Below are 22890 nucleotides of genomic sequence, written 5' to 3' on the forward strand. Positions count from 1 at the left end.
AAAATTTTATTGATGGTAGATAAATCCTTCAAAATGCGAATTGCCGAAGTTTTTCATTTGGCCAATGGTCAAACGATGCTTTGTGGTCACATCACCTCTGGCCCCGGTTATATCTGCGCGGGCCAATACGAGTTGTCGTTGGATGACAAACCCTGGGGGCCGATCGAATTGGCGGGCGAATCAATGAGTGGACATGTCCCCGGGCTGCGGGCGGTTAGCACACGCCAAGCTTTGGCTCTGGATGATAACGCTCTGCTTGGCAAGGAACTGGCCTTTTCCGTGTATGAACACGCGCGGTAAGGGCGTACCCTTTTTATGGGTAACCGCTGTGTGACAACTGCGGGGCTATGCGCGTAACCGCGTTATGGGTGCGATAAATTACGTGGGGCATATGACGTACCCCTTTTAGCCCATACAATCTCCATGACTCCCTACCAAAATTTTCAAAGTTAAGGCAAATTAGTTGCATTAAGTTTCTTCGTATGTCTCTTTGAAGTCCAATAGGCCCAAAGATGCTTAAAAATTTCAAGAACAAAGATTCCTAATGCGAATGCAATAATTAAGGATCGCTCGAAAAATAAGGACCCGGATTATGATACTCCGAATGCCTGCTAGCACGATATTTGGCGTGTTTTCACCGGGAAGTTATTTATCGTGCGCCCCTAAGCGGCAAATTGCTTTTGAAATTACTGGGATATGGCTATATCCCGGTACACGATTGTTGACTAAAGGCAGCGACCCCAAATAAATATCAATCGAGTTTTGCACCTCTAGCGAGGCAATCACAATTAAGCCAAGTATGATAAATTGCAGAATTGAAATTGCAATTGTCAATTTGCTCCCACTCTTGTGTTTCGGAGCGGGCAAGGACAAAATTTCCGGTGATTGATAAGGATTTTCGTCGTTCATGATGCGCAGTTAGAATGAAAGAGCGGCGGCAACCCCCGAAATAGATTTTTTGCGTGCAATTAAGATGGTTTGGCAAATTTACACGGGTCTAAAAGTAAGTTTAACTCTCCCGTCTCTCATCTCACGTCTCCTACTCCCACCTTGTCACGGCACCGGGACGGTGCCTGCTACATTACCACGACACGGGACGGTGCCTGCTACACTCGCACGGCACGGGACGGTGCTTGCTACTTTACCTCGGCACCGGGACGGTGCTTGCAACTTTAGCCACGCACGCCCAACTCCGCCAGCATTTCCGCCGTTTTGTCGTACGCCTCGGCCACCCAAGCGACGATTTTATCCGGCTCGGGCGAATACTCTAGCTCGATGCTGACCGTCTGGTCAAAACCTGTGTCGCGGATCGCGGCCAGGTATTCGCGGATCGGCACCACGCCCCGCCCCGGCGGCAGGTCCCCATGCACGCGGCCGTTGCAGTCGCTAAGATGCACATGCTCGATGAGCCCCTTTAGCCGCGCGACCTGGTCCGGTTGGACGCCCATCAGGCTCAAGTGCGAAATATCGCAGTTCGCCCGGACCGTGTTTGGCAGGCCCACATCGCCGATAAACCGCAGGATGGTGTCCACATCATTAATCAGCGACAATCTAAATGGCTCAAGCTCCAGGGCGATTTTTAGGTCCAGTTGCGCCGCGTATTCGCCAAGCGCGCGGACGTTGTCCACGCCCATGCGCCACTGCTCCGGCGGCGGAATGACTTCCTGTTGCCAGATGTATTCCCCCAGGACCAAGAGCAAATTCGCACAGCGGTATTCATAGCACAGGTCCAGATACCGGCGGCAGCGATCCAGATGAAACCGCTGCACACTGGGATTAAAGTCAATCAGCCCCACGGCCACGCAGGCGACGCTGCGGATGGGAAGGCCCAGCTCTTCGCATGTTTCGGCGATCAACCGCCGCTCGCGCACATCCATGTCCAGCGGATCGGCGAAAATATCGACCGTGTCGAAACCGATTTTCTTGGTCTGTTCCAGGCCAAATTTGGTCCCTTGGCCCGCTTGGGCGAACGCCGAATTGATCAGTCCGAGTTCCATGTTGGAGGAGTGGAGGTTAGAGGTGGGAGACGGGAGGTGGGAGATGGGAGACGGGGGTCGCGGGACGAGGGTAGGGAGGACGTATTAGGCCCGGCGGGTCGAAATCTTTATGGCAATAATAAAATCACCATATTCAATTCGTAATTTTTAATTTGTAATTATCTCCCCCACCTCCACCGCGCGGTGTTGTTTGGCCGATAGATACGCCGCGTCCACGAGCGCCATCGTTTGCAAATTATCCTCCCCCGTCATCGTCGCCGGGGCCGAACCCTCCACCGCGCAGAGTAGCTCCGCCATCGGACCTGCAAACGCGTCCGGAAACCACACCTTGTTCCAACGCGGGCGGTGCCACCGCTTGCCCGCTGTCGTCGTATAATCCAGCGTCGACGGCGTGGGCTTGGGATACTCCGGCCAGCCGATCGTCCCCTGTGCCAGCCCCGTGGTCCCCTCCACCCGCCAGCGAATCCCCAAATCCGCCCCCGCCCCCTCGCGCGCCGGACCCGCCCAAACATCATCCCACGAGGAACAGCGCAGTCCAGGATGCTGGCTGCCGCGCTCATACTCTAGAATGTACAGGCAAATCCCGTCCATATGGACAAAGCGTTTGGCCGTGCGGGGATCGGGCCGGATCGAGGCAAATATCCGCGTCGGCGTCCCAAACCAAAAGCGAAACGTGTCCAGGTGGTGAATCGACATGATTCGCAGCGTGACCCACCCCTGTCGCTCTTGCCACGGCATCCAATGCGGGATCGCCCGCATGTCGATCGTGGCCAAGACTGGCTCACCCAAGGCCCCTTGGGCGAGCAAGCTGTGGCAGGCCCGAATCGACTGGTCATAACGCATGTTTTGGTTGACGACCAGCGTGATCCCCGCCCGCTGGCACAGATCGACGATCTTTTTGGCCTGGGGATAATTCACGCCCAACGGCTTTTGGGCCAGGATGCCGCGAATTTTTCCTTTACGTTTGACGATTTGCTTAATCACGTCAAACTGGTTATCGGGCGGGACGGCGACATCGACGATGCTAACGGCGGGATCGTCCAGAACGGCCAGATAGTCGCTGGTGGCGTGGGGAATTTTATGCCGTTTGGCCGCCGCTTGGGCGGATTTGCCGGAGTGGGAGGAAATCGCCACGGGGTTAAAGCCGGCGGCGCTGTAGGCGACCAGGTGGCAATCGGCCATGATAAATCCCGCGCCAATGCAGCCAATGCCGGGAGAACGGTCGCGCGGCAGCGTGGGGAGGTAGTTGAGCTTGAGGGGCATGGGGGGGTGTGCAATTAAGAATTAAAAATGAAGAATGAAGAATGAAATTGCAGGCATTCCGTACTCTGCATTCTCACTGCTAACTTGCTATCACGGGGGCAAAAGCAAGTTTTGCCCCGCCTCTCTCTCGCCTCCCGCCTCTCGTCTCCCATCTCCCGTCTCTCGTCTCCCATTCCGCCGATACCATCGGCGGCTTTGTAATTGCCATTCCCTGTTCCCCGTTCCCCATCCCCTGATCCCTATTCCCCGTTCCCCTTAACCAACGTCAACGACTGAGCGTCCGGGCGGATTGGTCCTTCGCGTCTTGCAGCCAGGCGACTTCCGCCGTGTCGTCGGCAAAGCGTTTGATCCCGACCTCGCGGATCGCGCTATCCGGCACGCGCGACAGGGGAGTGTAACGTGGATGGTGGGCCTCTTTATACGGATCGTTGCTTTTGGCGTTGTAGCAGCAGATCATCGACCAGCGGGGGTGGTCGGATTTGTTCTGGTCGGACCGGTGCAACAGATTCGCATGAAAGAAAAGCGCGTCGCCGGGGGACATTTCGCAGTACACCACGGGCAGGCGTTCGAGAATGGCGTTGACCCGCTCCATGTTGGCCCCCGCCTGGTCGCCGGTCAAGACATGCTCAATGCGGCCAATCTGGTGGCTGCGGGGGATAACCTGCAGGCAACCGTTTTCGCGCGTGGCGGGATCGACGGCAATCGACACACTGGTCAGGTTGGGCCAGATGACCCCATTCTGGTACCAATAGCCGTAATCCTGGTGCCACGTCCACGCGCCGCCGACCTTGGCGTCTTTCATGATCATTTTGCTGTGGTAATGGTACGCCTCGTCGGCCAGCAGTTTCTCGGCACTGGCGACGATGCGCTCGCAGCGGGCAAACATTCCATAAATGCCGTTGCCGGGATGATTCCACAGCGACAGCCGGACGTTTCCTCCTTCGCCATCCGCCTTGCCAAAGCTGTGCTGGTCAAGCTGGCGGTCTTCCTTGGCCGCGCGGCGCAACAGGTCAATCTCGTCCGGCTCAAACATCCCCCGGGCCAGGTAATAGCCTTCGCGGTGGTATTCCTGAACTTCCTGGTCAGTCAGCGGTTGGGGCATGAGACACCATGAATAAAAAAAGAGGCGTGCGGCGGAGCAGTGAAATGCGTTATAATTCAGGTAGTATTAGGATTCAAGCAGGTCACTCCCCCCTGGCTCAATTCCCTGGGGTGTAGGAGTTAGGTTATCCTTCTTACCTGCCACGCGCCCGACTGAAAAACCGTTTCGCCGCAGGATAGCGGCGGTGGCGACCATCCAGAGTGCAATGCTGAAATTGAGTGGTAAAAATATATACAAAGGCATATCAGCAAAGTCGATAAAATTTAGCAAAGCGTACTGGCAAAAACTGATGCAAAACCAAACAACCAAACTTTTAAGCAATGCGACCACAAAGCTGCCACCGCAAAATGTCCATAAGTAAACCGCTATCGCGATCAAAAACCCCGGTACCGTAATAAAGCCAAATAAGATAAATAGGCCACCAATGGCTTTCAAAGCAGATTTGATTTCAATACTCCCGATCAAGAACTGAGATAGACTAATCATCAGGGCCGAGATTGCCATATACATAAGGATATGGCTGATGTGAAATTGGGTGTGCCGCTGCGAGAACGTTATCGGTCGCCCATGATAGCAGAGCTCGATACCGAGCCATAGCTTTACAAATAACAACACACTTTGAGCCAAAAAACAACACAGCAAATGAAAAAACCAAATCGCTGGAAAAACTTGCAACCTCCATGATAATGCGTGAAAGAAAGCTATTAGAACGATCAATATTTGACTTAGAATATTTCGATTCACAAAGGAGAATGGACTAAATAGCACCAAGCTAGCAACAAAAATTGTCATGCCCAGAAAACTGCCCACGGAGAGTCCCGCGCTCATGAGAGCCAGAAATTCGTAATGGAGCTGGTGTAGCAACGGGTTTAAGAATGGCGGCACCACCGACCCCAATATCCACAGTGGCAAAATCTGGGCCAATGTGTACCCATAGGCTTCCTTCACGTCCGGGGTAATTGTTTCAGGCGATTCCGGCATGCTGTGGTCCTATCGCAAACGAGGCAACTGCTCCTGTTATCACTACCTGCCACACACGGCCAGCTCGAATTCCGGTAACTAAAAAAGTCCCTGGCAATCTGTAACAACCGCTCACCCCGCAAAATTAAATTACAGCAGCACTGGCAGACAGTCTCAGCATCATCCGCAAATTTTAATATCTCGCAATCATACGGTAAAATTCACTGGCAAACCGCTAGCTTTGTCTGACATAATACCAAATCATAAATTTAATTGCTTTTTACACGAAGAACTCCCATCAATCCCCATCATCCCAACGCCGGGCAGGTCCGCGCGGTCTTTCCACCGTTCGCGCATGTCCGCCGTTGGAGCCGCGCCGCCGCGGTTTGGCTCCCCAGCGCGGCATTTTATCTGCTTTCCCTGGCCGCGATCCTCCTCACCTCCCCTTGGGCGTGGCCCCCGCTAATACTGCTAACCAGTTTGGCCGCAGCGCTCTTGTTTATTCTGGCCCACGATGCCGCGCATGATGTGCTGACCCCCTCCCGCTGGGCAAACCAGCTTTTAGCCCGGCTGTCATTCTTACCCGCCTGGCATCCGTATACCGGTTGGGTGCATGCGCATAATCATGTGCATCATGGCTGGACGAATTTTCAACCGCGGGACTATGTCTGGGCGCCGCTGTCGCTGGCGGAGTACCAGCGGCTTTCCCCGGTGGGGCAGGCTTGGGTTCGCCTGTGTCGCTATTGGCCCGGCTTTGGCCTGTATTACCTGGTGGAAATTCTTTGGAAAAAAATCTGGCTTATTCAGCCAGAGGTCAAACGCCGCAAAGCGCGGCTGCGGTGGCTGGCGGACGACCTGCTGCTGGTGGTGATGCTTCTCGCCCAGGGCTGGGGATTGGTGGTCCTGGCCCGTTATTGGCAGACACCCGCCCCCGCGTGGGCGATTATTTTAGCCGCGCAGGTGTTGCCGATGTTTTTTTGCAACTGGTTTGTCGCGCTGATTACCTATTTGCAGCACACCCACCCGGCGATCCCCTGGTTTCAAAAGTCCGCCGAATGGTCGTTTTACCTGGGCCAGGTGCGGGGGACGACGCACACGCATTTTCCCAGGGGAATTAATGGCTGGATACATAATGTGATGGAGCACACGGCGCATCATGTGGACCCGCGCATTCCCCTGTATAACCTGCCTGAGGCGCAAGAAAACCTGGACGCCACGCATCACCCGGTCAAGCATGTGTTCACCTGGCGCAGCTTTTCTTATACCCAGCGGGTGTGTCAGTTGTACGATTTTGAGAATCACTGCTGGCTGAGCTTTGGCGGGGAGCCGACCAGCAGCCGGACGGTGGAACTGCCGCTGGTGTTGGCAAAAAGTTCGTTTACATAGCCAACGGAATTAAAAATTTTGCCCGCCCGCGCTTGATTTTGGGCCAAGAGATAGCGCAGGATGCATTGGTGGAGCGGGGAGTCGTTGAAAAGTTGAATAAGCGAGGAATGGAGATTTGTTAGGAGACTATTACTCCCGCGTGTGGATTGCGTGAAGCAAAGTAAAATAGCACGTAGCTCCGCGCAAAAATCCGTTGCCTTATGCGGTCTCAACCGGAATAATCAAGGCTTGGTAGATCTTCCTGGATCATTTGCCTTACATATTTTGCGATCGTTACCGAACAAGAGGCCACCCGATGCCAATTCGCCCTGGTTGTATTTACGCCGGTTTTTGCTTTTTGGTCTGTCTGGCGTTGTGTTGGGGAGGGCTTCGCAACACGGTGTTAGCCCATCCTGATCATGAAGAACCGGGTCTCTTGTTTCACTTTGTCGCCACGGGCCACCCGATAGAAAACGGCGCCATCAGCGACCAAACGCATCACGTTACGGCCAAACTGGTCGGCCAGCCAAAGCTGCAAACGCTCGGCCCGGCCGAAGGGCTGACTTTTAACGGCACGGATGAGTTTTTGCTGCTCGCCGAGGACTATTCCGCCGCCAAAGCCGCCCTGCCAACCAAGGAATTCACCGCCGCCGCCTGGGTGAATCTGGCCCGCGCCGAGGACGCCTATGGCGGGATCATTGGCACGATCCAGGATAATGGGGGGAGCGAACAAGGTTGGCTTCTGGGCTTTAACAATAACCGCTTTTCCCTGGCCCTGGCGACCACGGGGGGAGATGACGGCCAGGGAAAGCTAACCTACATGAAAGGTAAAACGCCGATCGAACTGGGCCGCTGGTACCATGTTGCCGGAGTGTACGACGGCAAGACGATGCGGCTGTACGTCAACGGCCAGTTGGACGCTGAATCGACGGAGCAATCGGGGGAAATCCACTACCCGCCCAAGTCCGCGTTTGTCATGGGCGCTTTTCATGACAATGATGAAAAGTACATGCTGGAAGGCTCAATCTACGAAGCCAAACTGTACAATCGCGCGTTGCCGGCGGAGGACTTTGTTAAGATCGCGGCGAAAAACGACAACCTGACCAAATATGTCAATCCCGCGACCAAACAAGTCAAGTTCTTGGTGCAGCCCTATTTGCAATTTGGCACGCGCACCAGCATGGCCGTCATGTGCGAGACCAACCGCCCGGCAAAGATGACCGTGGAATACGGGCCCAAGCAACCGCTGGCCAATAAGCTCACCAGCGATAAGCCTGGTCTCATTCACACCTGCATCCTAGAGAACCTGCCCCAAGGGGAACCGCAGTTTTATCGCGTGACCTGCGTTGACGAGGCCGATCCCGAAAATAGCGTCCAAAGCGGCCTCTTTTCGCTGCAAACCGATCGCGGACCGGAACACGCCTGGGCGTTCGGGATCATCGGCGACACACAACGTAATCCCGCGATCACGCGCAAATGCGCGGAGGGGATTTATTCGCACCGGCCGAATATGCTGATTCATTGCGGCGACGTGGTGGACGATGGTTATGCCAAGAATCAATGGCTGAAGGACCTCTTTGAGCCGATGCACCCGTTACTGGCCCGCGCGCCGATGTTTCCCACTATTGGCAACCACGAGGGGAACTCGCACTGGTACTATGATTACTTTCACTTGCCGCAGCCTGAGTATTATTACACCTTTACCTACGGCAACGCGCAGTTCTTTATGGTGGATAGCAACAAGTCACTCGCGCCCAATTCGGAGCAATACAAGTGGCTCGACAGCGAACTGGCCAAAAGCAAAGCCACCTGGAAGTTTACCTGCCACCACCATCCCTGCTTTAGCTCGGACGAAAATGACTATGGCGACCACAACACCGGCAACTACCGGGGCCAGCCAACCTATGGCGACACCAACGCGCAGCACGTGATCCCGCTGTACGAAAAATACGGCGTGGATATCGCCTTTAACGGGCATATCCACGTGTACGAGCGGACCTGGCCAATCTACCGGATGACCATTAATCAAAAGAAAGGGGTCCGCTATATCACCAGCGGCGGCGGCGGGGGTGGACTGGAACAATCAACACCACAGCGAACCTGGTTCAATTTGGAATTCAAACGGGCGCATCATTACTGCATGGCGGTCATCCATGACCGGACGATTCAGTTCAAGGCCTACGACGTGGAAGAACGTTTGTTCGACACGTTTGAACTGACCAAGGACGCCGACCGGTAAGTGTTCCAGGGCAAAGCAGAAGCCAAAGCACATAAATACCGTGCGGACAATGGGCGTAACCCCGCGTTATTCTCCCAGGCGCAGCATAACCAGGATGTTGCCGCCAAATTGCATCCATGATTGGCTGCCGTGCGCTAGTCCTTGCCCCGATTCGCGTATGTACGGCGGGGGTTCTTAATCCAAATACCGCTTGGTCAGGTCGCCATAAGCGTCGATCCGCCGATCACGCAGGAACGGCCAGTGGGTTCGTACCACGTCGATCTTGTCCAAGTCGCATTCCACGAGCAATGTTTCTTCTTGGTCATGGGACGCGCGGGCCAGAATATTGCCATTTGGATCGGCGACAAAGCTGGCCCCCCAAAACTCAATCCCGTTGCGCGTGCTTCCTGGTTCATTTTCTATGCCAACACGGTTGACCGCCGCCACAAAGACGCCATTGGCAATGGCGTGGCTGCGCATCATGGTTTCCCAGGCCGCATGCTGGCTCGCGCCGTACTCGGCTTTTTCCTCGACCAGCCAACCGATCGCCGTGGGATAAAACAACACCTGCGCCCCGGCCAGCGCGGTTAACCGCGCCGCTTCGGGATACCACTGGTCCCAACAAACACACGTCCCCAGGGGCCCGTGCCGCGTGTCAAATTTGCGAAAGCCCAGGTCGCCCGGTGTAAAGTAAAACTTTTCGTAGTAGCGCGGATCGTCGGGAATGTGCATCTTGCGGTACAGGCCCAATTGACTGCCATCGGCGTCGAACAGGACCGCTGTGTTGTGATACAGTCCCGGCGCGCGGCGTTCAAAGAGGGACGCCACCACAACGACCTCGTGGGTTTTGGCGGCGGCGCTGAGGGCCCGCGTGGCGGGGCCGGGGATCGGCTCGGCCAGGTCAAACTGGCAGTGATCCTCCGTCTGGCAAAAATATTGACTGCCAAACAGTTCCTGCAGGCAGACGACATTAGCCCCCGCGGCGGCCGCTTCGCCTATCCGCGCTAAGGCCTTGTCCAAATTTTGTTGCTTATCGGCCACGCACCGCATTTGCACGAGGCCCAGGGTGATTTTGTTTGGCATGGGCGGGATAGAACGCTGAGAAAGGAGGAGAGGGTTGAATTAACGGTAATAAAGCAACTTAAACCATTGATGATAATAGATTTATGGTTTTAGAATCATTATGAATGTGATTAACCAGACTAGATTTTGTGTGATATTTTTGTTTGTAACAGGGCGGATTATGTGATATTGTACATAAGTGTATCGATGAATGACAAGGAGGTTGGATGATGTCGCTTTATGGAAGTTATTACGTCAAGCCGACGGCCTCGGCCTGTGCGCGTGCTTGGTCTCTCTGTGGTAATAGTATGCGCGAATACCAAAAAATCCGCGCGCATGCCCTTAAGCTGGCATTTTGGCCAAAGGATGCTGACATCGATTGGGATTGGATTAAATCGCTAGAAGCAAAACGGGTGGGTGAATTACGAATTCACGAGACGATTGCCCAACAAAACAATTTGCGTGTGATCTTTTTTAAGGCGAACAAGATATTGTCGGGTGATCCTTTACCACGAATTTGGACGTTGACTGTATATCAAAAGAAAAGGGACGATTTTTCAGGCAAGGAAATCGCTGCTTTTCGAGCGATGCGCGACATCGTGGTGGCGCGTCATTACGCCGATCTTCCCGGGGCTTAAAGGACCGCCCGCGTATTCCACAAATCCAGGTAACATAAACGAGGCAACGATGACTCAAACGATCTCTCATGTTTCGCCCGGAAATAACGTTTCCGTCGCGCCTTACGACCCCCGCGAAATCGCCAAGTTCTTGACAGCTTTTGTCGAGTGCAACCGTGAAATGCAAGAGTTAGCACTGGAAATGAGCGCTATTTTATCGGCTGAGGACTCCACGGACGACGAACGCCAGTTGGCTGCGGATGCGCTGCTGAGCGCATTATTTCCTAGCATCACAGCCGACGAACTAAATTCGTATCACCAACGGCTAAAATCTCCCGCCGGAATCGAGGCGTCAACAGCGCTGCGGTCCGAGCAAGAGTATTTTTCAACCCGTGTTAAGCAACTCATGGCCGAAAAAGGAATCACCCAGGAAATGCTGGCTCAAGCGATCGATGTGGGCCAACCGGCGATTTCCAACTTGCTCAATCGTGGTTGCCGACCACAACGGCGCACTATCGAGCGGATAGCTAATTCGCTAGGTGTCTCATGCCAAGAGATATGGCCCGGGGAATAATTCATGGGGCAGCTTCATTTCTACTCTGCTTGCTGGAGTAAATTTAGATGAGTGGAATCGGGGTTTTGCTAGTAACTTTTAGCCTCGATCCAAATCCAGGACCTCGGCGGCGATTTGGCGAATTTCTTGCTGGATTTCTTCCACCGGACGGTCGGCATCAACCACGGCGATGCGGTCCGGCTGGCGCAGGGCCTCCGCTAAAAAGCCCGCCCGCAGTTTGGTGGCAAAGTCCGCCCCTTGTTGCTCCATGCGATCCAACGGGCGATTCAGTCGCGCTGCGGCCGCCGCGGGAGAAAGATCGAGCACAAAAGTGAGATCGGGCAATAGACCCGCCGTGGCAGTTTTGCCAATTTGCCATAGTAATTCCACATCCAGCCCCCCGGCGTAGCCCTGGTACACCACATTGGCCAGCAAATACCGGTCGCTCACCACAATTTCTCCCCGCGCGAGCGCGGGTTGTATCACACTTTGCACCAATTGGGCGCGCGCCGCCATGTACAAAAACATCTCCGCCGGCCGGTCGATCGTCAATTCCGCCCGATGCAGCAGCAAATCGCGAATCGCCTCCCCCAGGGGGGTGCTCCCGGGATCACGGCAGGTCGCCACGGTATGGCCTTGTTCCGACAGCCACTGGCAAAATTGTTGAATCTGGGTGGACTTGCCCACGCCATCCAACCCATCAAATGCAAAAAACATAATTGAGGCAAATCAATATAAAAAAACCGGCGAGGTTGTGGTTGCTATAACTCCCTGACAGGGATGCAGGGGGTGAAGCGCCCGAGGGCGGGCGGCCAAAAGTCAAACCTTGCCCTTTATACCAAGTTTTCCCAGTTAAAAGAAACCGCCCAGGCGTCAAAGTTATGGTGAATTGGCCAATCCCGTTTTGGGGAGGGTGTCGCAAGCCTTTCTCCGCCTTGACCGATATAGGGGAAGAGCAAGCGGGGATACGTGGCGAGAACCCTCTTTAGGTGGCCTGGCAAGCTATGCACAACGGCATGTTAGAGCGTTTGACGTGTGATGAATACTGGACGACACAGGTCTTGACGGCGACACCCCAAAAGCTGCAATTGATGCTCATTGACGCGGCGTTGCGGCACTGTCGCCGGGCCGCGGACGATTACGCCCACGGCGAGTTTATCGCCGGGGGAGAGCCCCTGCTGAAAGCGCAAGAAATCTTTACCGAAATTATGTCCGCCGCGCGCCAAGGGGCCGACCAAAACCCGCTGGGAAGGCGGATCGTCGGGCTATACAACTTTTTATTTCGGCAATTGGTCATCGCGCATGTCCAGCATGACGCCGAAAAAATCGCCACCGTCATGGACATCTTGGAAATCGAGCGGGAAACCTGGCAGCAATTGTGCGAAAAACTGGGGACCGACACGATGGGGACAGCCACGACGGATCAATTGGCCAGTTCGGGATATTCGTTTCAGGCCTAAGCCAGCCAGCATTCGAGCATCTAAAAAACCCGCTAGCAAGGGAACCATTGTCGCTAGCGTTCCCCGGGCCGGGGAAAAACTGGCGATTTTCCCCGCCCCTTGCCACCGCGTCACAGCTTTCCAGTCCGGCCCGCGCCCAGCGCGCGGTTACGCGCGCGAAAAGCAATTGGGCAATTGCTGAATTTCCCGGACAGTTCTTGCCGAAAGATATTGCGCGGCAAAGTTTGTGCGAACTCCCTTCTTTGACATTCGCGGAACGTCCGGTTCTGCTGCCAAATTGTCTTTCTTTCAGGTGCCAGCATGTTGCGCATATTTATTGGATTTGATTCGCGTTTTCCCGAACCGGCGGATGTCCTGGCTTATAGTTTTCGCAAGCATGCTAGCATTCCGCTGGAGATTCGCTATCTAAAGTTATCAGAGCTGGGCTTGAACCGCGCGCATGATCCGCTGGCCTCGACCGAGTTCACTTATAGCCGGTTTTTGGTGCCGCATCTGTGCAATTTTCAGGGCAAGGCCCTTTTTGTCGATAACGACATGCTGTGCCTGGGCGATGTCCGCCCCTTGGCCGAGTTGGACATGACCAACTACGCCTTGCGGGTGGTGCAGCATGATTATCAGCCGACAAACACGGTGAAAATGTATGGCGCGGTGCAAACCAGCTACCCCCGCAAAAACTGGTCCAGCATGATGCTGATGGACTGTGCCAAATTGCGGCTTTGGACCAAGGAACTGGTCGAGACCCAAACCGGAGCGTACCTGCACCGCTTTCAGGATATTCCGGACGCGCAAATTGGCGAACTGCCAAAAACGTGGAACACGCTGGATTGGATGGATGAGCAAACGCAACTGATCCACTACACCAACGGCGGTCCCTGGTTTGAACAATATCTCAATCATCCCCACGCGGGAATCTGGTTTCGCTATCGGGATGAATACCGCGCTCAACTGGCGACGCAAGAAGCGGCCAAACAAAAATCCCTGCTGAAAAGCCGGGCGGTTGTGCCACCGCTCTCCTTCCCGCTGCATGGCAGCATGCAACTGCCGTTAGGGAAATAGGCAAGCCACGTGGCATACACATCCCCGCAGCGTAGCATAAGCGTCGCGCCCATGAATGGCGCCCTCGCGCTTCGCCTAGGCGATAGCTAATACCCCGCATGGCATCTCACCACTCATGCCAAGATGGCCATGCTACGTGTTTGCTAGCATTTACTGCGGCTACAGCGGGGAATCTCTCTTGACCGGCGTGGACGTGGATTTTATCCTCTGCCGACTTCCGCACATTCGGCTCCCCGCGCGCTCTCCTCGTGGATCAGGGATGGTCCCGGCGCGCGGTACCTGCCCTCCACGTTGCCTGGCGGCCCCGGCCCCTGTTTGGCGTGGATGGCTCCGACGGCGGACTAGCCCCGAGTTTTGTCGATGCCATCCAGCGTACCCCCCGCGCTCCCCCGCGATGTTATCGCGCGGCGAACATTTTTGACCGCAGCCCTGTGGGGAAGTTCTTGCCTGGGCGTCTCCCTGACCCTGGGCTGCTCCTCCTTTACCTTGCGCAACCAAAGTCCGGAAATCGCCACGCTGGACGATGAATCCGCCGAAAAAACGCGGCTGGTTGGGGATGTCTCGGGCCCTTATGGACTCAATTATGTCAAGGTTGAGGCTCCCGGCCTGGTCGTGGGGTTAAAAAACACCGGCAGCGATCCCCCCCCTTCGTCCCAGCGGTCGCAGCTGATGGCCGACATGCTGGCCCGCAATGTGCACGAGCCGAACAAACTGTTGGCCAGTCCCCAAACCTCGTTGGTGTGGGTGCAGACCTGGCTTCCTCCGGGAGCGCAGGTCGGCGACGAACTCGATTTGGAAATTCGCGTGCCGGAAGGAAACGAAACCACCGATCTGAGCGGCGGCTGGCTGATGGAAGTTTCGCTCAAGGAGATGGTGGCGGTCAATAACGCCATTCACACGGGGCATGTCATGGCCGAAGCGGAAGGGGCGGTCCTGGTCAACCCGTCACTGGACAACTCGGACTCTTCCCCCCGCACCAAGGGGCGCGTCCTTAGCGGCGCTCGGGTAAAAAAAGCCCGCAAGCTGGGCCTGGTGCTCAAGCGCGAGGACAAGTCGGTCTTTTTAAGCAAGCAAATCGGCGATGCGCTGAATAAACGCTTTCACACCCATCAACACGGGACTAAACACGGCATTGCCAACCCCAAAAGCGATGAATACATCGAACTAGAGGCGCATCCCCGGTACAAGCATAACTTGCCGCGCTACATCCGCGTGGTGCGGGCGGTCCCCCTGTCCGAAAATAGCCCCCAGCGCCTGGCCCGGCTGGAACTGCTGGAACGGCAACTGCTGGATCCGATCACCGCTCCCAATGCGGCGATCCGGCTGGAGGCGATCGGCAAAGAAGCCGTCCCCGTCCTGCGCAAAGGGTTGGAATCCACCGTCCCCGAAGTCCGTTTTTACGCCGCCGAGGCCCTGGCGTATCTGGATGATTCTCACGCGGCCGGACCGTTGGCCCTGGCCGCCCGCGATGAACCGGCGTTCCGCGTCTTTGCCCTAACAGCGCTGTCGACAATGGACGATATCGCCGCCAGTGATGAACTAAAGGCCCTCTTGGACTCCCCCAGCGCGGAGACCCGCTACGGGGCGTTCCGCGCGCTGTGGGGGATGAACGCCGCAGACCCGGCCATTCGCGGAGAGTTTTTAGGGAACAAAGTCTGGCTGCATCGCATCGCCAGCCAGGCCCCCGCGCTGGTGCACGTCTCCCGCCAGGGCCGGCCCGAAATTGTGCTGTTTGGCGCAGCGCACCAGCTTACCGCCACCTTGTCCATCGAAGCCGGGCAAAGCATCATCGTCCGGGTCGACTCCCCCGAACGGATCGTCCTGAGCCGCTTTTTACCCGGCGAACCCGACCAACGCCTGGAATGCCCCAATGACCTGGGCGAAGTCATCCGCAAAATCGTGGAAATTGGCGGCAAGTATCCCGACGTGGTCCACTTTTTAACAGAGGCCAACCGCCAGCAAGCGCTCAATTGCCGCTTTGAGGTGGACAAACTGCCCCAAACCGGCCGCCGTTATGACCGCACCAAGCACGAGGACACCGCCCATACCGAGGATGAGGCCTACGAAGTCTCCTGGGCGTTGCCTAATCTGTTTGGCGGTCGGCAGGCACAAACCGTGGAAACACCCCTGGAAGTCCCGGAAGAACCGCAAAATTCCACGAAAAACTGACGTTACCCGCCTGACGATCCTTCTCGGTCCAAGTAAAATAAAAGTGATCTGAAATGTTTTGCCCTTTGCGGTGTCGCGCAAGGGGTTGGCGGCGTTCCTTGTATTTTTTCCCATGCTCAAGGCTCTCGAACTCGTTGGCTTCAAGAGCTTTGCGGAACGGACCCGCCTGGAGTTTCCCCCCGGCATCACCGTGGTCGTCGGGCCTAATGGCTCTGGCAAATCCAACATTGTCGACGCCATCAAGTGGGTGTTAGGCGAGCAAAGCGTCAAAAGCCTGCGCGGCAAAGAGATGATCGACGTCATCTTTAATGGCGCGGCCGGGCGCAAGCCCCTGAACATGGCCGAAGTGACGCTGGTCTTTGATAATGCCCAGCGGCGGTTGGGTCTGGACACGCCCGAAGTGGCGGTCACGCGGCGGGTATATCGCAGCGGCGAGGGGGAGTACCTGCTGAACAACACTCCTTGCCGATTGCGGGATTTTCGCGATTTATTTGCCGGGACGGGGGTCGCGACCGAGGCTTACTCAGTTATCGAGCAGGGCAAAGTCGACATTTTGTTACAATCCTCTCCGCGGGATCGACGGCTGATCTTTGAAGAAGCGGCGGGGATCAGCCGCTTTAAGGCTAAAAAGCTGGAATGCCAGCGGCGGCTGGAACGAGTTGACCAAAATCTGCTGCGGCTGTCGGACATTGTCGACGAGGTTGAAAACCGCCTCAAGTCCGTTCGCCTGCAGGCGACCAAGGCCCGTCGCTATCAGGAATACGCCGAACGCCTGCAAACCCTGCGGACGCAGGTGGCCTGGACGGACTGGCGTTCGCTAACAGACCAAATCACCCAGCACGAGACCGAACTGGCCGAACTGCATGCCGAATGGCAGGGTTTGCTGACCCAGGCCGAAGCCCAGGAGGGAGCCGCGCAGGCCCTTGACGCGGAAATTCAAACCCTGGAGCAGACATTACAAACAGACGCCGCCCACGCCGCCCGCAATCGCGAACGATTGGCCGCGCTCGAAGCCGCGCAAGAACTGGACCGGGGCCGGGCGCATGATTTGGAGGAAAATTTGTCCCGGTATCGGCGGCAATGGCTGGCCCTGCATTCGCGCGCGGGGGATTTAGCCGGCACCCACCAGGAAGTCACCGCCGCCCTGGCCACCGCACAACAACAGCAACGAATTTGCGGCAGTCGCCTAGCCGATGAAGAACGCCATCTAACCACATTAAATGCCCAGGTGGATCAGCTACGCGGCGAAAATGAACAAGCCCGCGCGCAGTATCTGGAACAACTGCGCGGCGTGGCCGCCCTGGCCAACGAAATTAGCGGCCTCCAAGCGCAACTTGCCAGAAGCGAAGAACGCCGCGATAAATGCCTGCGCCGCCTGGCCGAGGTCGAAACCCTGCATGGCTCTTGCAGCGAGGCCTTGACCACCCAATTAACCAACCGCGGGCAGTTGACCGATCAGCTCCATGCGCTTCAGCTCCGCGGCCAAACCGCGCGCGGCGAACTGGCCGACACCCGCGCCCGGACCGCCGAATGTCAGGCGGCCGCCGCCGCCGCCAGTGAACATGTCAGCCGCCTCCAAGAACGCGCCCAACTGTTGTCCGCGTGGGATGCCCAGCAAGCGGGTGTGGAGGAAGGGGTCAAGGCCCTGCTCAACCTGGCCCGGCAGGAACCAGCGGGACCCTTGCGCCAGATTCGCGGCATGCTGGCCGAACTGTTTCATACCTCGGTTTCCTCCGCCCCCGCCATCGAGGCGATTTTAGCCGAACACGCCCAAGCCTTGGTGTATGTCCCCAGTGCCGAATTTGACGAATATCTGCGCGCGCCGCGAAGATGGCCGGGTCGGGTCAGTTTTTTGCCCTGGGGGGCTAACTTACCGGAAACTTCCCCCCGGGAAAATGCCGCGGACTTAGCGGCGATCGTCGATTTAAGAGCTTATCCCGGCGTATTGGGCCATGTGCGGGATTTGTTAGAGACCGCCAGCGAGTATCGCCCCCTGTTTGAGCGCCTGCTTGGCAATTGCTGGCTAGTGCGCGATTTATCCGTCGCCCACGAATTAGCCAGCGCTTGGCCGCCACAGGCAGCCGTTACCGCGAACTCCGCGCAAAACCCGCTTCATCGTCCCCACCATCCCGACCCCCAGGCTCCCACCATCGAGGGATCTTCCCCGCAAGTTATTTTGACCGGGGCGCCCATCCCTCCCGCTTGGCTTGACAAGCCGAATGCCGATAGTCATCCCTCTGGCGGCGCATATCCCCGGGGTACGCAACCTGTGCGGGATGAAACCGCCGCTACCGTGGACTCTATTTCAGCTAAAACATTGCCCCTGCGCCCGACCTTTGTCACACCCGCGGGAGAGGTCCTGTGGCCTAGCGGAATGGTGACCCTGGGCGTGCGCCATGGACCGGGGGGGTTGATCTCGCGGCGGAGCGAGTTGCGGGAATTGCGGCAAGAATTGCAAACCGGGGAAACGGCTTTGCGAGATTTGCGGGAACAAGCGGAAGCGTTGCAGCGACAAGCGAGCGAACGCGAGCGGCACGTTCAAGAGATGACCGCGGCGGAACAACAATGCCAAGCGGAACTGGCTGAACTTCGGGCCAAGATAAGCGCGGACCAAGAGCGCCAGGCGCAGTTTGCCGAACAATTGCGCTTGTTGGCCGCGGATGCCTTGGCCGCGGCGGAGCAAAGCCAGGCCGTCATCCAAACGCGCACCCAGGCCGAACTAAAGTTGGAGCAAGGGCAATTGCAATTAGCCCAGGCCGAAAGCCGCCAGCAAGAAAACGCGCGCAGGCTCGATCAACTGGAAGAAACTCGCCAGCAGCGGCAGCGCGAAGCGATGAGCGTCAAGGTGGAGCTGGCCCGCACGGAACAGCAGGTGGAAAATTTGCGGCGGCAATTACGCCAATTTGAACAGGACCAGGCGGAGCGGCAGCGCGGCCTGGCGGAATTAACCGCCCAAATCGCCGAGACCCAGGAGCGCATCAATCAGGCGGAGGAGACCCTCCTGGCCAATGAACAGCATTATGCGCTCTTCACGCTAAAGAAAGAAACCTTTCATGAGGATACGCAAGAGTTACTAGCGGCGCGGGGGGGATTCCAGCAAACCCGGGCCGCCTCCCTGCAAGCCGCCCAACGCCTGCGGCAAAAAGCCCATAAACAAGAGGAAAAACGGCACAAGCGGGAATTAGCCGCCGAGGCGGTCCGGCACGAGCGCGCGACCCTGGCCGCGCGGCTGCGCGAGGATTACGGGATTGAACTGGCGGAGTTGACCGCTCCCCCGACCGCGGAAGAGGCCCGCGAACGAGCGGCGGTGGAAGAGGAGATTTCAGATCTACGGCGAAAACTGACCAACCTGGGGGGCGTGAACCTGGAAGCCCTGCAGGAGGCGGCGGAACTGGAAACGCGTTACGAGCATTTATCAATGCAGTTTCGGGATTTGACCCAGGGAAAAGCCGCGCTCGAACAGATCATCCACAAAATCAACGTGGACAGCCGCCGCCTGTTTTTAGAAACCCTCGAGCAGGTGAAAGAGCACTTTCAGTCACTGTTTCGCAAGTTGTTTGGCGGCGGCCGCGCGGATATCGTTCTGGAAGAGGGAGAAGACATCCTCGAGAGCGGGATCGAGATCGTCGCCCGCCCCCCGGGCAAGGAACCGCGCAACATTTCCCTGCTGAGCGGCGGAGAAAAAACCCTCACCTGCGTCGCGCTCTTGCTTTCCATCTTTCGCAGCCGACCCAGCCCCTTCTGTGTCTTGGACGAGGTGGACGCCGCCCTGGACGAGGCCAACATCGAACGCTTTGTCAGCGTGCTCAAGGAATTTTTGAACTGGACGCAGTTTATTGTCGTCACCCATTCTAAAAAAACCATGGCCTGTGGGCACACCCTGTACGGGGTCACCATGCAGGAATCCGGCATCAGCAAGCGGGTCTCGGTCCGGTTTGAGGATGTTCATGAGAACGGCGAGATTCGCGTGGCAACCCCTGGGACCGCCGCCCCGGACGCGGCGTGAGCGGATACGAATAGGGGTCAGGGAATAGGGGCGAGGGGCAAGCAAGACTTGGATGCCGGGTGTTCCCCGGAAGAAGCAGCATGCTCAATTGCTAAGAATACCCCGTAGTACAGAGTTTTTTGACCGTAGCAATATTCCCTCGATAGCCGCTGTTCTGCAACCCAGGATTGTGGACTATAACCGCTTCGCGGTAGATTCCTTCACCCCGGCCTTTTCCTAGCAGTCTGTTGAATTACAAGCAGCATGCTCAGAAACTGGTTGCTGTTTGTTCGTAAAAACCACGACATTTTGGATCAGCAATTACATTTCAACAGATCGCAAGTGAAAAGTGAAAAAGGTTATTGCAAAAGAATTTGTGAACACTAATCTTCGCTTATCAACACTAATCCAGAATGTCGTTTTGCAGCCATAATCAATCTATACAGTATGTTAGCTGGAAAATCTTGGCTGGATTAGTGAAGATCAGTGTGGATTAGTGGTTCAATTGCTTTTGATTTATACTTGGATCAGGTTGCAATTTCAAACCGCATGAAGTTTACTTAGTTGCTTATTGTAACTTAAACGACTTGCCCGGCCAGTGGGAGTTTTGGGTTCGCCAAAACCACGATAAATTATGTGAACTAAGGCTTTTCAACAGGCTGCTAGAGGGAGAGGGAGTACCGTGAAGCGCCCTATTCATTAGCCATGCAATGGATCATAGCCCACGGGATGGAGCACAGCGAACAACCTTGGGAGAAAAGGGCGAAATTATTGACCCCTCCTCCAACGGAGTTGAGTCAACTTTGGGTAAGCAGGGTAATAACCGCACTATGATTACTTGGAATTTGTATTAGCCAGTGTTCTTAGCGGGTTCGACCCGATTTTAATGCTTGGCACGGGTGTTCCACCAGTGGCACACGACGGCTTCACATAATGGCCAAGTTGTTTGGTTGTTCGTGGGTGTGCAAGGAAATGGAATCAGCAAGAACGGGGCAACGCTAAATAAAATGGGAATTTTGTCGGTGCCACCCCGCCGCATCCTTGTACCATTTGAATAAATTCTCCTCATCATAAAGTGAGCCATCTAACGAAAATGCGATTCGGTATTCCAGGAATTCAAAAGTACGCTGTGATTGACCTGCCATGACTCTTCCTTCGTTTAAAAAAGTGTATGTTACCGGGTGACCTTGTCCAATTCAAAAACCCAAACATTATGATAGTTTGAGTACAACAGATACCGCATGTCCGCAGTAACTTGAAAATCCTGAATTAAAAATGCAATATGCTTGGTGGTATCGTATGTGTCTTCCATAGCTGCCTGGATTTCCGCGCCTTCGGCTTGAATTTCAGATAACTCATCATCTTTAATGGAATAGTACAGGAATCTCCTTTGGCAGCGGCAGACAAGATTGGCGGAATCGGCCGTAAACGCCGGGGGACACCCAGGCAGTGGCAATTTTACCACTGTTTTCCATTCCATCGTATCCGCATTATCATCCTTGCCACTTGTTTGCCTGCTTAGTACGACGCCCGCCAGTGTAAAGTGATTGCCATCCGGTGAGATTGCAAAATCATGAAGGTCATTTGCTTGCTTGATCGGAATCACCCCCTTGAACTCACCCCGCATATTTCGTTGAATGATACGTCTATTCGAGCGATCAAAATCATACGTATCACCATCCGCGGGATTCGCATAGCTGGGTTCGTTTTCATAAAGTTGTTCGGCGGTGGTGATGTTGGGGTACTTTTCCTCCACACTTCCATCCACTGTACTGGTTCAGCGTAAACAGAACAAAGTCGGGTTGTGGTTTATGGGGAGTGGGGCTAGGTCAACGTCTGTTAACGTGGCCACGGTTTGGATTTTTCGCATCGAGTTAAAGTGAGCGGGGAGGGCGCCAGCGCGCCGCTTCTCACTTTAACCCTGGGTCGGCGCTCAGGTTGCGTCCCCGCAGAGCCTTATCCTCCGCCCAGGCATTGGTGATCTTACGTCGCTGATCGGGCCACGGCAAGCCACGACGAGCCTGACTTCATGCCGGGCCAGCCTTAGGCCGCCGCCAACCGCCGTTGCCGCCTCCCTTCCCGCGCGGCTTCGAGCTTGGCGTCGCGTGCGGCGACGATTTCCACTTCCCGCCCGGCCAGCTTGTCCGCCGGCGCGATGTACCCCAGCGCGCTATGCAACCGGACCTCGTTGTAATACGCGACGAACTTGGCCAAGGCCTGGCGGACCGCCGCGACATTGGCGAAACAACCGGCCCGCAGGCAGGTTCCCTTCACGGTCCGGTGGTAGCGTTCCAGCTTGCCGTTGCTTTGCGGATAAAAAGGGCTGGTCCGCACATGCGTCATGCCGCTGACCCGAATAAACTCCTTAAAATCCCGCGCGATGAACTGCGGGCCGTTGTCGCTGATGATCCGCGGCGTCGCGGTCGGATACTTCTCCCGCGCGCGTTGCAGGATCGTCTCGACCTCGTGTTCCCGCATGGTTTCCCGCAGTTCCCAATGCACAATCGCGCGGCTGTAACCGTCCAGGACCGTGCACAGGAAGTAAAACGTCCCGCCCACGTTGACGTAGGCGATGTCGATGTGCCAGTGCTCTTGGGCGGCCAGCGGTTGCTCAAATCCGGTCCCTTTTTTCGAGGGTTTTTGCCATTTGCGGTCCAACCGCCCGGCTTGCTTGAGGACGCGATAGACACTGGCGGGGCTGACCGCCGCGACATTTTGGTCGAGCATCATGAACGCCAGCCGCCGATAGCCTTCTAGTGGATGGCGGTCGTGAAAGTCGAGGATGGCCGCCTTCTCCCCCGGTGCCAGCCAATGATCGCGGGGGATCCGCCCGTTGTGTTCGTTGGCTTTGCCGTAGCGTTCCCGCCAGGTGTAGAACTTACTTTTGGCCACGCCCAGCCACGAGACGAACCGGCCCACGGGGAGTTCGGTCCGTTCGTGCCAGTGGTGGACATAATCGACAACCTGGTCGCGGGTGTCGTGGGGAACCCAAACTCCCTTCAGGGCTCCCCAAGTTCTTTTTTTAACTGCACGTGGTCCTGCAAGAGTTCGACGATGACCTCGTCTTTTTTGGCCAGCTTGGC

The 22890-nt window shown here is 56.1% G+C and carries 18 protein-coding genes; 9 read left to right on the forward strand and 9 right to left on the reverse strand.

Going from position 1 to position 22890, the window contains the following annotated elements:
- Window positions 1-33: 33 nt before the first annotated feature.
- The gene (locus SFX18_02250) at window positions 34-300 is read left to right on the forward strand and encodes a hypothetical protein (protein MDX1961945.1); all 267 of its coding nucleotides are present in this window, start codon (window positions 34-36) and stop codon (window positions 298-300) included.
- Between the two features lie 345 nt (window positions 301-645).
- Here SFX18_02250 and SFX18_02255 read toward each other — a convergent pair whose 3' ends face one another.
- From SFX18_02255 to SFX18_02275, 5 genes are all read right to left on the reverse strand, one after another.
- On the reverse strand, window positions 646-909 hold the full coding sequence (locus SFX18_02255) for a hypothetical protein (GenBank protein MDX1961946.1): 264 nt from the start codon (window positions 907-909) through the stop codon (window positions 646-648).
- A gap of 263 nt (window positions 910-1172) precedes the next feature.
- On the reverse strand, window positions 1173-1997 hold the full coding sequence (locus tag SFX18_02260; protein ID MDX1961947.1) for a sugar phosphate isomerase/epimerase family protein: 825 nt from the start codon (window positions 1995-1997) through the stop codon (window positions 1173-1175).
- A gap of 147 nt (window positions 1998-2144) precedes the next feature.
- Window positions 2145-3260 (reverse strand): Gfo/Idh/MocA family oxidoreductase, encoded by a 1116-nt coding sequence (locus SFX18_02265; GenBank protein MDX1961948.1) that lies wholly within the window; start codon window positions 3258-3260, stop codon window positions 2145-2147.
- A gap of 265 nt (window positions 3261-3525) precedes the next feature.
- On the reverse strand, window positions 3526-4362 hold the full coding sequence (locus tag SFX18_02270) for a phytanoyl-CoA dioxygenase family protein (GenBank protein ID MDX1961949.1): 837 nt from the start codon (window positions 4360-4362) through the stop codon (window positions 3526-3528).
- A gap of 66 nt (window positions 4363-4428) precedes the next feature.
- Entirely contained in the window at window positions 4429-5343 is a 915-nt protein-coding gene (locus SFX18_02275) for a hypothetical protein (protein ID MDX1961950.1), read from the reverse strand.
- Window positions 5344-5595: 252 nt separating this feature from the next.
- Between SFX18_02275 and SFX18_02280 the strand changes: the two genes are divergently transcribed.
- The gene (locus SFX18_02280; protein ID MDX1961951.1) at window positions 5596-6708 is read left to right on the forward strand and encodes a fatty acid desaturase; all 1113 of its coding nucleotides are present in this window, start codon (window positions 5596-5598) and stop codon (window positions 6706-6708) included.
- A gap of 295 nt (window positions 6709-7003) precedes the next feature.
- Window positions 7004-8926, forward strand: a complete 1923-nt coding sequence (locus tag SFX18_02285; protein ID MDX1961952.1) for a LamG-like jellyroll fold domain-containing protein — start codon at window positions 7004-7006, stop codon at window positions 8924-8926.
- A 174-nt stretch (window positions 8927-9100) separates the two neighbouring features.
- Here SFX18_02285 and SFX18_02290 read toward each other — a convergent pair whose 3' ends face one another.
- On the reverse strand, window positions 9101-9988 hold the full coding sequence (locus SFX18_02290; GenBank protein MDX1961953.1) for a carbon-nitrogen hydrolase: 888 nt from the start codon (window positions 9986-9988) through the stop codon (window positions 9101-9103).
- A gap of 287 nt (window positions 9989-10275) precedes the next feature.
- Here SFX18_02290 and SFX18_02295 point away from each other — a divergent pair, with 287 nt between their 5' ends.
- Together SFX18_02295 and SFX18_02300 are read left to right on the forward strand one after the other, a co-directional pair.
- Window positions 10276-10605: a hypothetical protein gene (locus tag SFX18_02295; GenBank protein MDX1961954.1), complete on the forward strand. Its 330-nt coding sequence runs from the start codon at window positions 10276-10278 to the stop codon at window positions 10603-10605.
- Window positions 10606-10654: 49 nt separating this feature from the next.
- On the forward strand, window positions 10655-11158 hold the full coding sequence (locus SFX18_02300) for a helix-turn-helix transcriptional regulator (protein ID MDX1961955.1): 504 nt from the start codon (window positions 10655-10657) through the stop codon (window positions 11156-11158).
- A gap of 78 nt (window positions 11159-11236) precedes the next feature.
- On the opposite strand, the gene tmk is transcribed toward SFX18_02300, so the two are convergent.
- Entirely contained in the window at window positions 11237-11854 is a 618-nt protein-coding gene (tmk, locus tag SFX18_02305; GenBank protein MDX1961956.1) for a dTMP kinase, read from the reverse strand.
- Between the two features lie 299 nt (window positions 11855-12153).
- On the opposite strand from tmk, the gene SFX18_02310 reads away from it, so the two are divergent.
- From SFX18_02310 to SFX18_02325, 4 genes are all read left to right on the forward strand, one after another.
- Window positions 12154-12597, forward strand: coding sequence for a flagellar export chaperone FliS (locus SFX18_02310; GenBank protein MDX1961957.1), 444 nt, complete (start codon window positions 12154-12156; stop codon window positions 12595-12597).
- 300 nt (window positions 12598-12897) lie between these two features.
- Complete coding sequence (locus SFX18_02315) at window positions 12898-13653, forward strand: glycosyltransferase (protein MDX1961958.1); 756 nt, start codon at window positions 12898-12900, stop codon at window positions 13651-13653.
- A gap of 360 nt (window positions 13654-14013) precedes the next feature.
- Window positions 14014-15822 (forward strand): flagellar basal body P-ring protein FlgI, encoded by a 1809-nt coding sequence (locus SFX18_02320; protein ID MDX1961959.1) that lies wholly within the window; start codon window positions 14014-14016, stop codon window positions 15820-15822.
- A 112-nt stretch (window positions 15823-15934) separates the two neighbouring features.
- Window positions 15935-19828: an AAA family ATPase gene (locus SFX18_02325; GenBank protein ID MDX1961960.1), complete on the forward strand. Its 3894-nt coding sequence runs from the start codon at window positions 15935-15937 to the stop codon at window positions 19826-19828.
- 1153 nt (window positions 19829-20981) lie between these two features.
- On the opposite strand, the gene SFX18_02330 is transcribed toward SFX18_02325, so the two are convergent.
- Both SFX18_02330 and SFX18_02335 read right to left on the reverse strand, forming a co-directional pair.
- Window positions 20982-21575: a hypothetical protein gene (locus tag SFX18_02330; protein MDX1961961.1), complete on the reverse strand. Its 594-nt coding sequence runs from the start codon at window positions 21573-21575 to the stop codon at window positions 20982-20984.
- Window positions 21576-21850: 275 nt separating this feature from the next.
- On the reverse strand, window positions 21851-22890 hold a 1040-nt coding region (locus SFX18_02335; GenBank protein ID MDX1961962.1), incomplete at its 5' end, for an IS3 family transposase.

This window comes from Pirellulales bacterium (assembly GCA_033762255.1).
GTDB lineage: Bacteria > Planctomycetota > Planctomycetia > Pirellulales > JALHPA01 > JANRLT01.